This is a genomic window from Citrobacter sp. MGH105 (assembly GCF_001037485.2).
Classification (GTDB): domain Bacteria; phylum Pseudomonadota; class Gammaproteobacteria; order Enterobacterales; family Enterobacteriaceae; genus Citrobacter; species Citrobacter portucalensis.
Map to the genome: position 1 here is coordinate 4,103,611 of NZ_CP073048.1, position 15,724 is coordinate 4,119,334.

General features: G+C 52.8%; 12 protein-coding genes. All 12 read right to left on the bottom strand.

What is annotated here, in order from left to right:
- Nucleotides 1-31: 31 nt before the first annotated feature.
- Nucleotides 32-1,327 (bottom strand): tRNA lysidine(34) synthetase TilS, encoded by a 1,296-nt coding sequence (gene tilS / locus SK35_RS19810; protein WP_048214884.1) that lies wholly within the window; start codon nt 1,325-1,327, stop codon nt 32-34.
- A gap of 61 nt (nt 1,328-1,388) precedes the next feature.
- Entirely contained in the window at nt 1,389-1,778 is a 390-nt protein-coding gene (locus tag SK35_RS19815) for a VOC family protein (RefSeq protein ID WP_048214885.1), read from the bottom strand.
- A gap of 66 nt (nt 1,779-1,844) precedes the next feature.
- Nucleotides 1,845-3,983, bottom strand: coding sequence for a lysine decarboxylase LdcC (gene ldcC / locus SK35_RS19820; RefSeq protein WP_048214886.1), 2,139 nt, complete (start codon nt 3,981-3,983; stop codon nt 1,845-1,847).
- Nucleotides 3,984-4,082: 99 nt separating this feature from the next.
- On the bottom strand, nt 4,083-5,042 hold the full coding sequence (gene accA, locus SK35_RS19825; RefSeq protein WP_003829164.1) for an acetyl-CoA carboxylase carboxyl transferase subunit alpha: 960 nt from the start codon (nt 5,040-5,042) through the stop codon (nt 4,083-4,085).
- Nucleotides 5,043-5,054: 12 nt separating this feature from the next.
- Entirely contained in the window at nt 5,055-8,537 is a 3,483-nt protein-coding gene (gene dnaE / locus SK35_RS19830) for a DNA polymerase III subunit alpha (RefSeq protein ID WP_032942408.1), read from the bottom strand.
- Between the two features lie 24 nt (nt 8,538-8,561).
- Nucleotides 8,562-9,158, bottom strand: coding sequence for a ribonuclease HII (gene rnhB, locus SK35_RS19835; RefSeq protein WP_048214887.1), 597 nt, complete (start codon nt 9,156-9,158; stop codon nt 8,562-8,564).
- Nucleotides 9,155-10,303 (bottom strand): lipid-A-disaccharide synthase, encoded by a 1,149-nt coding sequence (lpxB, locus tag SK35_RS19840; RefSeq protein ID WP_003829168.1) that lies wholly within the window; start codon nt 10,301-10,303, stop codon nt 9,155-9,157. Before lpxB ends, rnhB begins: the two co-directional genes overlap by 4 nt.
- Nucleotides 10,303-11,091, bottom strand: a complete 789-nt coding sequence (gene lpxA / locus SK35_RS19845) for an acyl-ACP--UDP-N-acetylglucosamine O-acyltransferase (protein ID WP_003018525.1) — start codon at nt 11,089-11,091, stop codon at nt 10,303-10,305. Before lpxA ends, lpxB begins: the two co-directional genes overlap by 1 nt.
- A gap of 3 nt (nt 11,092-11,094) precedes the next feature.
- Nucleotides 11,095-11,550 carry a 3-hydroxyacyl-ACP dehydratase FabZ gene (gene fabZ / locus SK35_RS19850; protein WP_003018528.1) on the bottom strand — a complete coding sequence of 152 codons (456 nt, stop codon included), beginning with the start codon at nt 11,548-11,550 and terminating at the stop codon, nt 11,095-11,097.
- A gap of 103 nt (nt 11,551-11,653) precedes the next feature.
- On the bottom strand, nt 11,654-12,679 hold the full coding sequence (gene lpxD / locus SK35_RS19855) for a UDP-3-O-(3-hydroxymyristoyl)glucosamine N-acyltransferase (protein ID WP_003018531.1): 1,026 nt from the start codon (nt 12,677-12,679) through the stop codon (nt 11,654-11,656).
- A gap of 3 nt (nt 12,680-12,682) precedes the next feature.
- The gene (gene skp / locus SK35_RS19860) at nt 12,683-13,168 is read right to left on the bottom strand and encodes a molecular chaperone Skp (protein ID WP_016151765.1); all 486 of its coding nucleotides are present in this window, start codon (nt 13,166-13,168) and stop codon (nt 12,683-12,685) included.
- 122 nt (nt 13,169-13,290) lie between these two features.
- Nucleotides 13,291-15,708, bottom strand: coding sequence for an outer membrane protein assembly factor BamA (gene bamA / locus SK35_RS19865; protein WP_048214888.1), 2,418 nt, complete (start codon nt 15,706-15,708; stop codon nt 13,291-13,293).
- Between the last annotated feature and the right edge of the window lie 16 nt (nt 15,709-15,724).

The window sequence follows — 15,724 nt, forward strand, 5'->3', positions numbered from 1 at the left end:
CCGGATAACGGTGCAAAGCACCTTATCCGGCCTACTTTCCACACCAAATCAGACTCACGCCTTCTTCATCATCCGCCGCTCCCTCACGCGTCACGAAAACACCCGCAGCCGCAATCAACGTTTCGCCGTAAAACAGCAGCGGTGTGGTATCTCGTCGCCAGGGCGGGATCCCCTGCTCCTGCCAGATTTTCTTTAATTTCCGTCCACCGTTACGCCCGACAATATGCAATAACCCTGGTGCTTTGAAACGAATGCTGACAGCTTCATCCGCTTGCGGCATGCGCAATTCACCCGCAGAGATTAACTGAACCGAACCCAATCCGGCAGGCAGCGCCAACGGTGTTTTCCACTCTAGCCATGGGATAACGGTTTCGCTTTGCCCATCGACTGACTTCACCCACCACAGCTGTGACTGATAACGGCGGACCTCGTACTCCCCGAGGCGAAAACAGGGTGAGGCATCTTCCCGCGCCAGCGCCACTTCCTGCCAGATACGTTCCAGTCCATCACGAGAAGGCATCGGCGCATTTAACCCCGCCAGCCAGCGACGAAGCAGCGCGGCACGACGCACGTCGCTCATCATCATTAACGGTGCCAGTAACAGTGTGCCGTGGGCTGTGATGCAATTGGCTAAATCGCTGGCCAGCAGTTCATCCAGTAAACTCTCCTGCTCAGCACACAGCGCGGCGCTGCGGGCTACGGCTTGCGCGAAGTGCGGCCAGCGCTGTTGCAGCAATGGGGTAACGCACAATCTGAGGAAATTGCGATCGTAGGTATCATCCTGATTGCTTTCATCTTCAATCCAGCATAATTCATGCTGCCGCGCCCATGCTTCAAGCGCCTCTCGCGTTTGCGCCAGCAGCGGTCGAATCAGCTGGGTTCCGGCGAACGGTGAGTTTTCGCCCATGGCGGAAAGTCCGGCAGGGCCGCTGCCGCGCTTAAGCGCCAGCAAAAAGGTTTCACACTGGTCATCGAGATGCTGGGCGGTCATCAGCACCTCGCCCGGTAGTAAGGTCTGCGCAAATGCCTGATAGCGCGCGCGTCGTGCCTGAGCTTCGATGCCCAGGCCATCGTCCTCAAGGTGTACCCGCTCAACCACTAGCGGCACCTGCCACTGCATACATACTGACTCACAGTGCTGCACCCAACTGTCTGCATGTGGGCTTAATCCGTGATGAATATGGATTGCGCGTAAAGCGACCTCAGGATGCTGCGCTCGCCACTGCACCAGCTGATGCAGGAGTACGGTTGAGTCCAGCCCGCCGCTAAAGGCGACCAAAATCGATTGAGAATTCAGCAGTGAAGTGTTCAGCGTGAGTGTCGTCATGATGGTTACTTACAATGGCATTGCCCGGCACGTTACCGGGCTAACGCCACAATGACAAGCCTTACAGCTCGTACAGTTCGAGGGGCAATCCGTCCGGATCGTTGAAAAACGTAAAGCGTTTACCGGTAAATGGATCGATACGTATGGATTCACACTTCACGTGGTGTGCTTCCAGATGCGCGATCGACTTTTCCACATCCTCCACGCTGAACGCCAGATGACGCAAACCGCAGGCTTCCGGTCGGCTCGGACGGCAAGGTGGAAACGGGAAAGAAAAAAGCTCAATCACATACTGGCCGTTCAATGCCAGATCGCCTTTCCACGAGTCTCTCTCTTCCCTATAGGCTTCGCTCATCAGTGTAAAGCCAAGCACATCGCAGTAAAATGCCTTACTTGCCGCGTAGTCCGTCGCAATAATGGCAATATGGTGAACCTGTTTTAATCTCAGCATAGCGTCATCGCCTCTTTCATTTTTCTGTCAGAACGTTACTCGTACGTCTTAGGGTCAGGCAAGTCGTTATGCCATTTTTAAGACTCTCACGCGATACACACCATCCTCGCCCAGTTTAGCGCCATGGATATCGGTTTCAAATCCCGGGTAGCGCTGCCCCACCGAACACAGCATCAGAAGAAAATCGAGGACAGCCCGGCTTTTGGCAGTGATCATTTCCCCGGGCATCAAGAGCGGCACGCCGGGAGGATAAGGCAGGATCATATTGGCGGACACGCGTCCTACCAGTTGATCAAGTGCCACGGTTTCCACCTCACCTTTGATCTGCCGCTGCCAGGCCTGGTGCGGTGTCATTTTCATTTCCGGCAAGGTATCAAATGCCCGCAGCATCAGTCCGGAGAGATCGTGCTGGCGGATCAGCTTATGGATCCCCTGTGCCAGATCCTGAATACGCATATTGCGATAGAAATCGGGATCTTCAGCATACAGATCCGGCAGCATATTTTTCACGCGTAAATTCAGATCGTACGAGCGCTTAAATTCCGTCAGGCCACGTAGCAGCCCCATCGCCCGGGTTTTATCTATGCCAATACTGAACAGGAACAACAGGTTATACGGTCCCGTTTTTTCGACGACGACGCCGCGTTCATCAAGGAATTTCGCCACCAACGCCGCGGGGATCCCCTCTTCGCTCATATTTCCCTGTTCATCCATTCCCGGCGTCAGAATCGTGACCTTCACCGGGTCGAGGAACATGTGGTCGGCATCAGCATCAACAAATCCGTGCCAGTCTTCACCTGGCGCTACCGGCCAACATTCTGCTTCATCGACCTTTTCCGGCTGCCAGATATCAAAGAACCAGCCATCCGACTCTTCGCGCAGACGCTGCACTTCTTTACGGAAATGCAACGCCCGTTCCACCGAACGATTGATTAACCGCTTGCCGGAATTACTACGCAGCATTGCCGCCGCCGTTTCTATCGACGCCACAATCGGGTAGCTCGGAGACGTGGAGGTGTGCATCATAAAGGCTTCGTTGAACGTGTCTTCATCATAGTCACCCTTAATGTGGATCAGCGAAGCCTGTGACAACGCCGCCAGCATCTTGTGGGTGGACTGGGTTTCAAATATCACCTTTCCCGGTACCCGTTCGCCGCTCATCCCGCTTTTCCCCTGATATATCGGATGAAAATGGGTATACGGCACCCAGGCTGAATCAAAATGGATGGAGGGCACATCCAAGGTTTGCTTGATCCAGTTGGTGTTATAAAGCAGCCCGTCATAGGTGGAGTTGGTGATCACCGCGTGTACCGGCCATTGCGCCTGAGTCGTCTCTTCTACCTTGCGTTCAATACTTGCATGGGTAAATTCCCGACGGGGTATACCGCCGAGGATCCCCAACGCGTTACGCGTAGGCTTCAACCAGATTGGCACCACATCGCTCATCATCAGCAAATGCGCCAGCGACTTATGGCAGTTGCGGTCAATCAGTAGCGTACTGCCTGCAGGCGCAGCATACATACCGACAATCTTGTTCGATGTCGAGGTGCCGTTAGTCACCATATAGCTCTGTTCGGCACCAAAGGTGCGAGCGATGTACTCCTCCGCTTCAAGGTGCGGACCGGTATGATCAAGCAATGAGCCCAGTTCGGTTACGGAAATGGACACGTCGGCTTTCAGCGTATTGCCGCCAAAGAAATCATAGAACAGGCAGCCGACCGGGCTTTTCTGGTACGCCGTACCCGCCATATGTCCAGGCGTACAAAAGGTATACTTCCCTTCCTTCACATAGGTAAACAGCGCCTTGGTGAACGGAGGCGTAATGTTATCGAGGTATTCGCTGGTGTACTGGCGAATGCGGGTGGCAATGTCTTCAGACTGACCCAGCGCATACTCAAAAAACCACAGCGCCATGCGCAGGTCGTGCGCACTGACATCCATCGTCGAATGGGTATTAATAAAGGCATAGAGCGGGAGATACTCGTTGAGCTGGTTGATGTCACTGCACAGCTCAAGGCTATATTCATCCCAGTCAAAAATGACGCCGCAAATTCGCGGGTTGTGTTCGATAAACTTCAGCAGGTCGACACTATTCTGCGGCCAGATAATCTGAAATCCCTGCTGTTGCAGCGCACGCTCAAGTTCCTTGATGGGCTCATCTTTATAAAAGACGCCATGCGGTCCCATGATGGCAATGATATTCATGCGTTCCTCCTGGAAAAACCTTAGTTAATCATAGCCTGGTCAAACCGCAGGTAAAAAAAAGGGCCACAACGTAGTGGCCCTTTTCAGAATAAATGCAGTTTACGCGTAACCGTAGCTCATCAGACGCTGGTAACGACGGTTTTTCAGATCGTCTTTGCTTAACACGTCGAGATCGGCGAGATCGGCCAGCAGCTGTGCTTTCAGGGACGCAGCCATCACTTCTGGATTGCGGTGTGCACCGCCTAACGGTTCCGGAATGATAGAGTCGATAAGCTTCAGCTCTTTCAGACGCGGGGCAACAATTCCCATCGCTTCTGCGGCCAGCGGTGCTTTGTCGGCGCTTTTCCACAGAATGGAAGCACAACCTTCCGGGGAGATAACGGAATAGGTGCTGTATTGCAGCATATTCACTTTATCGCCTACACCGATCGCCAGCGCGCCACCGGAACCACCTTCACCGATAACGGTGCAGATTACCGGTACGCTCAGACGCGACATTTCACGCAGGTTGCGCGCGATCGCTTCTGACTGACCACGCTCTTCCGCGCCCACGCCCGGGTAAGCCCCTGGGGTGTCGATGAAGGTAATGATCGGCATGTTGAAACGCTCGGCCATTTCCATCAGACGCAGCGCTTTGCGATAGCCTTCCGGCGCTGGCATGCCGAAATTACGGCGAATCTTTTCTTTGGTCTCACGGCCTTTCTGATGACCAATGATCATCACCGGACGGCCATCCAGACGCGCGATACCGCCAACAATAGCTTTATCATCCGCATAGGCACGATCGCCCGCCAGCTCATCAAATTCATCAAACGCCAGGCGGACATAATCCAGGGTGTACGGACGCTGTGGATGGCGCGCCAGTTGGGCTACCTGCCATGCGCCAAGATCGGCGAAGATTTTACGCGTCAGTTCTACGCTTTTTTCACGCAGACGATGCACTTCTTCATCGATGTTAATATCCAGTTTCTCATCCTGACGGCTAACCGCAGTCAAAGAATCGATTTTTGCTTCCAGCTCTGCAATCGGCTGTTCAAAATCAAGGAAATTCAGACTCATAGTATTCCTGTATTAGTCAAACTCCAGTTCCACCTGCTCCGAACCAATAAGGCCACGGAGATCGTTTAGCAAACGATCGCTCGGAGAGACACGCCACGTCGCGCCAAAACGCAACCGCGCACGTGCATCCGCCCTCTGATAGTAGAGATGTACTGGAATTGTCCCCGAGCGGTGGGGTTCCAGAGACTGACGGAGTCGGTTTAAAAGCTGGTCATCAATTTGCCTGTCCGTCAGCGAGATAGCAAGCCCGCGAGCATATTTTTCCCGGGCTTCGTCAATATCCATGACTTCACGGGCCATCATTTTAAGCCCGCCGCTGAAGTCATCAAAGCTGACCTGTCCGCTGACGATAAGTATGCGGTCTTTTTCCAGCAATTGCTGGTATTTATCCAGAGCATCGGTAAACAACATAACTTCCAGACGTCCGGAACGGTCATCCAGTGTACAGATGCCGATACGATTGCCGCGCTTGGTGACCATTACCCGCGCAGCAATGACGAGCCCCGCAGCCGTGGTGACTTTACCACGTTCTGTCGGATGCATGTCTTTCAGCCTGTAGCCTCCGACATAGCGCTCAATTTCTTTTAAATACTGGTTGATGGGGTGTCCCGTCAGGTAAAGCCCCAACGTTTCACGCTCACCATCTAATACCACCTGCTCCGGCCACGGTTGGCAACTGGCATAGGATTGTTCAATTTGCTCCGGTTCTTCCGCCAGCACGCCAAACATATCGGCCTGACCGATGGCTTCGGCTTTTGCATGCTGATCGGCGGCTTTTAGCGCATCGTTGAGCGAATTCATCAACGCCGCGCGATGCGGGCCAAGGCGATCAAACGCCCCGGACATGATTAGCTTTTCCAGCACCCGGCGGTTAAGTTTTTTGATATCCGTGCGCGCACAGAGATCAAACAACTCACGGAAGTAACCACCTTCGTTACGCGCCTCAATAATAGCTTCAATTGGTCCTTCACCCACGCCTTTTATCGCGCCGATGCCATAAACAATCTCGCCATCATCATTCACGTGAAAATGGTAAAGACCGGAGTTGATGTCCGGCGGCAGGATTTTGAGCCCCATACGCCAGCATTCATCTACCAGCCCGACCACTTTCTCGGTGTTATCCATATCGGCGGTCATTACCGCCGCCATAAACTCAGCAGGATAATGCGCCTTCAGCCACAGCGTCTGGTAAGAGACCAGCGCATAGGCTGCGGAGTGCGATTTGTTAAATCCGTAACCGGCGAATTTCTCCACCAGGTCAAAGATTTTCATCGCCAGTTCGCCGTCTACGCCGCGCTTTTTCGCCCCTTCTTCAAAGGTGCCGCGCTGCTTAGCCATCTCTTCCGGCTTTTTCTTACCCATCGCACGACGCAGCATATCCGCGCCGCCAAGGGTGTACCCGGACAACTCCTGGGCAATCTGCATAACCTGTTCCTGATACAGGATAATGCCGTAGGTCGGCTCCAGTACCGGTTTCAGACACTCATGCTGCCATTGTACGTCCGGGTAGGAAATCTCTTCGCGACCATGCTTACGGTCGATAAAGTTATCTACCATCCCCGACTGTAGCGGACCTGGGCGGAACAGAGCCACCAGTGCGATCATGTCTTCGAAGCAGTCAGGCTGCAGACGTTTGATCAGGTCTTTCATACCGCGGGATTCAAGCTGGAAGACCGCCGTGGTCTCCGAGCGTTGCAGCATATCGAAGCTTTTCTTATCATCCAGCGGGATAGCCGCAATATCCAGCGGTGGCTCACCGTTCTTTTCACGGCGCGCGTTGATCATTTCCAGCGCCCAGTTGATGATGGTGAGCGTACGCAGGCCGAGGAAGTCGAACTTCACAAGACCGGCATATTCCACGTCGTTCTTATCAAACTGAGTAACCGGGTGCAGCCCCTGCTCATCGCAGTACAGAGGCGCAAAATCAGTAATTTTTGTCGGTGCGATAACCACACCACCGGCGTGCTTACCGGCGTTACGCGTGACGCCTTCCAGCTTACGCGCCATATCGATCAGCGCTTTAACCTCTTCATCTGCCTCATAGATTTCCGGCAGTTGGGGTTCGGCTTCAAAGGCTTTTGCCAGCGTCATGCCCGGATCGGGCGGCACCAGTTTCGAAATACGGTCAACGAAACCGTACGGATGTCCCAGCACGCGGCCCACGTCGCGGATAACCGCTTTTGCAGCCATTGTACCAAAGGTAATAATCTGCGAAACCGCATCACGACCGTACATTTCCGCCACGTGCTCGATGACCTGGTCGCGTTTCTCCATGCAGAAGTCAACGTCGAAGTCGGGCATTGAGACACGTTCCGGGTTAAGGAAACGTTCGAACAGCAGGTCAAACTCCAGCGGATCGAGATCGGTAATTTTCAGCGCATAGGCGACAAGTGAGCCAGCGCCGGAACCACGTCCCGGGCCTACCGGTACGCCGTTATCTTTCGACCACTGGATAAATTCCATAACGATCAGGAAGTAGCCTGGGAATCCCATCTGGTTGATAACTTTAAGTTCAACTTCCAGACGTTCATCGTAAGGCGGGCGCTTCTGCGCACGAACTTCAGGGTCAGGGAACAAAAATTCGAGACGTTCTTCCAGCCCTTCGCGTGATTTCGCCACGAGGAAATCCTCGGTGGTCATATCGCCGGTCGGGAACTGCGGCAGGAAGTATTCGCCCAGACGCACCGTCACGTTGCAGCGTTTGGCTATCTCGACGGTGTTTTGCAGCGCTTCCGGAATATCCGAGAACAGCTCGCACATCTCATCTTCGCTGCGCATGTACTGCTGCGGCGAATAGTTGCGCGGGCGTTTCGGGTCATCAAGGGTAAACCCGTCGTGGATTGCCACGCGGATTTCATGCGCATCGAAATCTCCGGTTTCAAGGAAGCGGACATCGTTAGTCGCTACCACCGGTAGACCACGCGTTTCGGCCAGTTCTACGGCTGCGTGCAGATAATTTTCTTCATCTTGCCTGCCGGTGCGAATCAGTTCGAGGAAATAGCAATTGGGAAAATGTTCTTCGTAAAACGCCACGCACTCGTCAACCAGTGCGCTATTGCCGCGCAGCAGGCTGCGTCCGACATCGCCCATACGACCGCCGGAGAGCAAAATCAAACCTTCTTTTAGCTCAACCAACCAGTCCCGGTCGATAACCGGTCCTTCTGCGCCATAGCCGCGCTGATAGGCTTTCGAAATCAACAACGTCAGGTTCTGATAGCCGGTATTATTTGCGGCCAGCACGGTGAGCTGCGTGAGTTCATCGCCCAACAGCTCACTGCGGACATGAAAATCTGCGCCAACTATCGGCTTAATACCCGCACCGTGACCCGCTCCGTAAAACTTCACCAGACCACACAGGTTGGTAAAATCGGTGATCGCCAGCGCAGGCATGCCTAACGCGGCCGCCTTTTTCACCAGCGGTCCGGTTTTCGCCAGCCCATCGATCATGGAGTAGTCGCTGTGCACCCGTAGGTGGACGAAACGTGGTTCAGACATCTTCAGATTCCTTCGACACAAGAATCAGGACGAGAGTCCCAGTGCGCGTTTGACGGGGCCAAAGCTGCGGCGATGGTGCTCAGTCGCACCATGCAGTGCCAATTTTTCCAGATGAAATGCGGTTGGATAGCCTTTGTGCTGTGCAAAACCATACTGTGGAAAAACCGTATCCAGCGCCGCCATTTCAGCGTCACGGGTCACTTTTGCCAGAATCGATGCGGCGCTAATCTCCGCCACGCGGCTATCACCTTTGACCACCGCCATCGACGGTACCGGTAATGCCGGGCAACGATTGCCGTCAATCAGCACGTATTCGGGCGCAATATGTAGACTCGCAACAGCACGCTGCATGGCCAGCATGGTGGCATGCAAAATGTTCAGCTCGTCGATTTCATGCGGTTCCGCCCGACCAAGGCTCCAGCTTAACGCTTTTTCTTTAATTTCATCAAACAGCGCCAGGCGACGTTTTTCTGACAGTTTCTTTGAATCGTTAAGACCGATAATAGGGCGAGCCGGATCCAGAATGACGGCAGCTGTGACGACTGCGCCAACCAAAGGGCCGCGCCCGACTTCATCCACACCCGCTACTAAATGCGTATGCGGATACACAAATTCAATCATTGCGCTAACTCCAGGACCGCATCCGCTGCCTGCTCATCAGCATTGCAACGGATCTGCTGGTGCAGTTCACGGAATGTGTCGTGCATCGCATGGCTGGTTTTACCATTCGCCAGCAACGGCAATAGCGCTTGCGACAGCGCCTGCGGTTCACACTCTTCCTGCAACAGCTCTTTAACCAGTTCTCTTCCCGCCAGCAGGTTAGGTAGCGAAACGTAATCAGTCTTCACCAGACGCTTCGCCAGCCAGAAGGTGAAGGGTTTCATACGGTAGCCAACCACCATAGGGCATTTTGCCAGCATACATTCCAGCGCGGCGGTACCTGAAGCCAGCAGTGCGGCATCGCTGGCCACCATTGCTTCACGTCCCATCCCATTGAGCAGATGTACAGAAAGCTCCGGTGCAACTTCAGCTTTGATTCGCTCAAACTGCTCGCGGCGTTTGGCATTCACCAACGGCACCACCACTTCGAGATCCGGATAATGCTGGCGTAATAGCTGCGCCGTTTTCAGAAAATCGGCGCTGAGCATCTCCACTTCTGCACCACGGCTTCCTGGCAGTAGTGCCAGGCAGTGAGCGTCATGGGGAATGCCCAGAACATCACGCGCCGCATTTTTATCCGGGTCCAACGGCATGGCATCTGCCATGGTATGACCGATAAAGCGGCACGGGACGTTAAATTTGTCATAAAACGCTTTTTCGAAAGGCAGAAAGGCCAGCACCATGTTGGTGGATCTGCCTATTTTGAAAACGCGTTTCTGTCGCCACGCCCAGACGGACGGACTGACATAATGAATGGTTTTAATGCCCTGTTTTTTCAAGTTCCCTTCGAGGGTAATATTGAAATCAGGCGCATCAATGCCGACGAAAACATCCGGCTTTAAGTCGGTGAATCGGCGAGTGAGGTCGGCACGAATATGCAGTAAACGGCGCAGGCGTCCGAGCACTTCAACAATGCCCATGACCGCCAGCTCTTCCATTTCGTACCAGGCTTCACAGCCTTCGGCCTGCATCAGCGGACCCGCCACGCCAACAAAGCGCGCATTGGGAACGCGAGCCTTGAGTGCACGGATTAACCCTGCACCAAGAATATCGCCGGAGGTTTCTCCGGCGACGAGGGCAATCGTTAAAGGACGCTGTTCAGTCATTAACGAATCAGGCCACGCGTTGAGCGCTCAAAGAAGTCGCTGAAAGCCTGAACTTCGGGGTACTGTTTCGCCAGTTCCGCGATTTCGGGTTTCACTTCTTCCAGCGTTTTACCGCTACGGTACAACGCTTTGTAGGCGTTACGAATCGCGGTAATCGCTTCGCGGGTGAATCCACGACGCTTCAAACCTTCGATATTGACGCCAAACGGCGTCGCGTGGTTGCCCTGGGCGATAACGTACGGAGGCACATCCTGGGCCACACCAGAACAGCCACCAACCATCACATGCGCACCGATGATGCAGAACTGATGCACCGCGGTCATGCCGCCGATGATAACAAAATCATCAAGCGAAACATGTCCGGCAAGCGTGGCGTTATTCGCCAGAATACAGCGGTTGCCTACCGTACAATCATGCGCGACGTGCGCATTAATCATCAGTAAGTTATCGCTGCCCACCTTCGTCACTCCACCGCCCTGCACTGTGCCACGATGAATGGTGACGCTTTCGCGGATGCGGTTGCGATCGCCAATTTCCACACGGGTCGGTTCACCAGCATATTTAAGATCCTGGTTAACTTCACCGATGGAGGCAAACTGATAGATCTCGTTATCGCGACCAATTTTTGTATGGCCATTCACGACAACGTGAGACTTCAGTACGGTACCCTCACCAATTTCAACATGGGGTCCAACAATACAAAATGGGCCAATGTGAGCATTGGCACCAATGCTGGCGCCCTCTTCTACAATGGCGGTCGGGTGAATAAAGGCGGATTTATCAATCACGTATCAGGCCTCCCGGCTACGGGCACACATCATCGTTGCTTCGCACACAACTTTACCGTCGACCAGCGCAACCCCTTTAAAACGGGTCAGGCCACGGCGCGTTTTCTCGAAAGTCACTTCCATGATCATCTGATCGCCAGGCACGACAGGACGCTTAAAGCGTGCTTCATCAATACCCGCGAAATAATACAGTTCGCCTGGTTCCAGTTTTCCTACGCTTTTAAACGCGAGGATACCGGTAGCCTGTGCCATCGCTTCCAGAATCAATACGCCAGGGAAAATAGGTTTACCCGGGAAGTGGCCCTGAAAGAAAGGCTCATTAACGGATACATTTTTCACTGCGCGCAGAAAACGACCTTCTTCAAAATCCAGCACGCGGTCAACCAGCAAAAACGGAAAACGGTGCGGCAGAAGCTCTAAAATCTCTTCAATATGCAGAGTATGAGTGTTAGTAGTCAAAATACTCTTCCTGTCAAAATATACTAAAAGGCAATAATAACACGGCCTGTCGCAATCGTATGAATGGGACAGGCCGAAAAGTCAGACATGCAAAAACGGTGCTTTAGTCTTGTTGATTAACCTTGCGCTCAATCGCTTTGAGGCGCTTGCTCATATCATCAATATTCATCACCAGTGCAGCTGTTTTACGCCATACCTTGTTGGGTTGTAGCGGAATGCCTGAGGAGTAGACGCCAGGTTCAGTGATAGGACGCATCACCATACCCATGCCAGTTACCGTAACTTTGTCGCATATTTCCATATGCCCATTGATCACGCTGGCACCGCCAATCATGCAATAACGGCCAATCTTCAGGCTACCCGCCATAATGACGCCACCGGCTACCGCCGTATTGTCGCCAATCACAACGTTATGCGCAATCTGGCACTGGTTATCAATGATAACACCATTACCGATCACAGTATCGTCCAGAGCACCACGGTCAATGGTGGTACAAGCGCCGATCTCGACGCGATCGCCGATAATCACGCGACCAAGCTGGGGGATCTTCACCCAGTTACCACGATCGTTCGCGTAACCAAATCCATCAGATCCAACGACGGTGCTGGACTGGATCAGGCAATTTTCACCGATCTGGATGTCGTGGTAAATCGTCACATTCGCCCACAAGCGTGAACCTGCACCGATTTTGGTATTTTTTCCGACGAAGCAACCTGCACCGATAACCACGTTATCGCCCAGTTCTACGCCAGACTCAATGACCGCATTTGCGCCCACAGAGACATTATTACCCAGCTTCGCCGTTGCATCGATCACTGCACTGGGTGCAATGTTCTGTGCAGGCTGAGGCGTGGTATCTAAAATTTGCGCCATACGTGCATAGGTCAGGTAGGGATTCTTCACTACCAGCGCCGCACTCTTAGCAAAAGGAAGATCGTCCTGCGTCATCACAACGGCAGACGCCTGGCATACGCCTAAATGTTCACGGTATTTAGGATTCACCATGAACGTGATATTGCCAGTTTGCGCAGATTGCATGGACGCTACGCCGGTGATGACGATATCGCCATCACCGTGTAATTCTGCATCCAACTGCTCTGCTAAATCAGCCAGTCGAATTGAAGGCATTACTTATTTAACCTGTTTCAGTACGTCAGCGGTGATGTCTTTTACATCGCTGCTGTTGTATGCAACGGTGTTTGCGTCAACGACCAGATCGATGCTCTGGCTGTTAGCAACAGATTTCACAGCTGTCTGGATACGAGTAACCAGTTTGCCACGTTCTTCGTTGGAACGACGTGCACGATCCTGCTCGAAAGCCTGAGCTTTCTGAGAGAAAGTCTGGCGCTGAGCCATGACGTCTTTTTCCAGCTTGGTACGATCGCTACCTGCTTTCATTGATTGCAGACGCTGCATTTTAGATTGCAGATCGGATTCCATACGCTGCAGTTCGCTGGCTCGGCCTTTGAACTCGTTTTCCAGCGTAGCAGAAACACCCGTCTTCTGTGCAACCTGTTGGAACAGGCTACCCATATTGACGATTGCAATTTTGTCAGCAGCCTGTGCGGACGTTGCCATCGCTAAACCGAGACCTGCAGCTAATAACCACTTTTTCACAATTAACTCCTTACCATCCCATTTGCACCCGAAGGTGCAGTTCTTTGCGTGGCCAGGCGATCCCATGCAAGATCGCCTAAAGTCATCGCTACACTACCACTACATTCCTTTGCGAAGAACAGTTACCAGGTTTTACCAATGTTAAACTGGAACTGTTCCGCTTTGTCTCCATCGTACTTCTTGAACGGCTGGGCGTAGGAGAAAACCAACGGCCCCAATGGGGACATCCATTGTAACGCGATACCCGCTGACATACGGATATTGCTCGGATCGCTGTAGTCAGGCACACCGACAGCTCGTGTTTCTGCGCTATCCTGCCAGTTAGTATCCCAAACGGTACCCATATCCCAGAAGAAGGAGGTACGGACCGAGTTAGCATACTTATCGCTGATAAACGGCGTCGGGGTAATAAACTCCAGGCTGGCGACAGCCATGGCGTTACCACCGACCGCATCGTCTGATTTACAGTCTTTATTGTCCTTGTTCGTGCACTCTTCGTAGTTGTCAGGGTCCCCTGCATAAGCCCCTGATTTATAGACTGCTTTTGGACCGATGGTATTCGACTGGAAGCCACGCACGGTGCTGGAGCCACCGGCATAGAAGTTCTCGTAGAACGGCATTTCTTTACTGCCAATACCGTCGCCATAGCCTACCTTCGTACGTCCTAACACTACCCACTTATGATCGTCATCGATCGGCACATAGGTCGCGGTATCCATCGACACTTTGTAGTATTCGTTATCAGAACCCGGAATGGTCACTTTGCCGTTCAGGTTGACGCGAGTACCTTCCGTTGGGAAGTAGCCACGGTCAAGCTTGTTATAGGTCCAACCATAGTTAAAGGTGAAGTCATCGGCAGCAAAGCTGTTGGTGTTGGTCTCACCCATTGACTCAAGATAACGATCCATCGCAACCTGCGGCTGCATATTGGACAGTTTGTTATGTACATAACCCAGGCCCGCACGCAACGTGTTGTATTCGTTGACCGGGAAGCCCAGCGTCACGTCTGTACCATAACTTTTGTTGGTATAGTCGGACAGGTCTGCATCATCCGCTTCAAAGTCGTTATAGAAGACTCGGCCACCAAGGCTCACACCATCAACAGTGAAGTACGGGTTAGTGACAGACAACTCAGTATAGGTTTGGTAGTCGTTTTTGGTGCCGTTAATCCCAACAGAATAACCGGTACCTAACCAGTTATCCTGCTGAACACCAGCCTGGAAGCTCACGCCGCTCTCGGTACCGTAACCGACGCCGAAGTTAAAGCTACCGGTGTTACGCTCTTTAACCTTGTAGACAACATCAACCTGATCTGGACGGCCTGGAACACGCTGAGTATCAGTATCAACGGTTTCAAAGTAACCCAGACGGTTCAGACGCTCTTTACCCTGGTCGACCAAATCGCTGCCCAACCATGCGCCTTCCATCTGACGCATTTCGCGACGCAGAACGGAGTCTTTAGAAGTGTCATTACCTTCAAAACGGATCTTACGCACATAGAAACGGTTACCCGCATCCACGTTTACACGCAATTTAACGGTTTTGTCAGCGTCGTTGATTTCAGGCTGCGACTGTACGCGCGGATAGGCATAGCCATAGCGACCCAGAAGCTTCTTGATGTCATCTTCCATTTTGGTCACTTTGGTGCCGTTATAGAGTTCACCTGGCTCGATCTTCGTCAGGGTCTCAATTTCGGCGGAGTGCCCGGCCAGGTTACCGCTCACCTGAACCCCAGAAAGCTTGTACTGCTCGCCTTCAGTGATGTTAACGGTGATGTAGATGCCTTTTTTATCCGGCGTCAGGCTGACCTGAGTGGAATCAATATTGAAGCGAGCATAACCGCGATCCAGATAGTAGCTACGCAGGGTTTCAAGGTCGCCCGCCAGCTTCTGTTTCTGGTATTTACGATCGCCCACCACGTTCCACCACGGCACTTCGTCACGCAACTGGAAGTGAGAGATAAGTTCGTCAGTCGAGAAGGCATGGTTGCCGACGATATTGATCTGTTGGATCTTCGCCGAAACACCTTCCTGGAAGACCAGCTTGAGGTCAACGCGGTTACGCGGCAACGGCGTCACCACCGCTTTCACACTGGCGCTGTACTTACCGACGCTATAGTAGAAATCTTCCAGGCCCTTTTCGATATCGGCAAGCGTTGTGCGATCCAGAGACTCGCCAACACGCACGCCAGACGCCTCGAGGTTTTGCTTCAGCATGTCATCTTTCACCGATTTGTTACCGGAGAAAGTGATGCTGGCAATCGTCGGGCGTTCTTTTACCTGAACCAGAAGGGTATCACCATCGCGCAGGACGCGGACATCCTCAAAGTTTCCGGTGGCGAACAGAGCACGAATGGTATTACTGATGTCTTCATCATTAACCGTGTCGCCTGTGCGCACCGGCATACTGAGGAGAGCCGCACCAACGGCGACTCGCTGTAGGCCTTCGAAATGAATGTCCTTCACTACGAACCCTTCAGCACCGTATACGGTGGCGCTGCTAAACAGCAGCGACGCTATGAGCAACTTTTTCATCGCCATCGTTATTATGCGTTCT

What these genes read in the sequence shown, in the direction of transcription:
- tilS (WP_048214884.1), bottom strand. Translation starts at nt 1,327, where the DNA reads ATGACGACACTCACGCTGAACACTTCACTGCTGAATTCTCAATCGATT.
- SK35_RS19815 (WP_048214885.1), bottom strand. Translation starts at nt 1,778, where the DNA reads ATGCTGAGATTAAAACAGGTTCACCATATTGCCATTATTGCGACGGAC.
- ldcC (WP_048214886.1), bottom strand. Translation starts at nt 3,983, where the DNA reads ATGAATATCATTGCCATCATGGGACCGCATGGCGTCTTTTATAAAGAT.
- accA (WP_003829164.1), bottom strand. Translation starts at nt 5,042, where the DNA reads ATGAGTCTGAATTTCCTTGATTTTGAACAGCCGATTGCAGAGCTGGAA.
- dnaE (WP_032942408.1), bottom strand. Translation starts at nt 8,537, where the DNA reads ATGTCTGAACCACGTTTCGTCCACCTACGGGTGCACAGCGACTACTCC.
- rnhB (WP_048214887.1), bottom strand. Translation starts at nt 9,158, where the DNA reads ATGATTGAATTTGTGTATCCGCATACGCATTTAGTAGCGGGTGTGGAT.
- lpxB (WP_003829168.1), bottom strand. Translation starts at nt 10,303, where the DNA reads ATGACTGAACAGCGTCCTTTAACGATTGCCCTCGTCGCCGGAGAAACC.
- lpxD (WP_003018531.1), bottom strand. Translation starts at nt 12,679, where the DNA reads ATGCCTTCAATTCGACTGGCTGATTTAGCAGAGCAGTTGGATGCAGAA.
- bamA (WP_048214888.1), bottom strand. Translation starts at nt 15,708, where the DNA reads ATGGCGATGAAAAAGTTGCTCATAGCGTCGCTGCTGTTTAGCAGCGCC.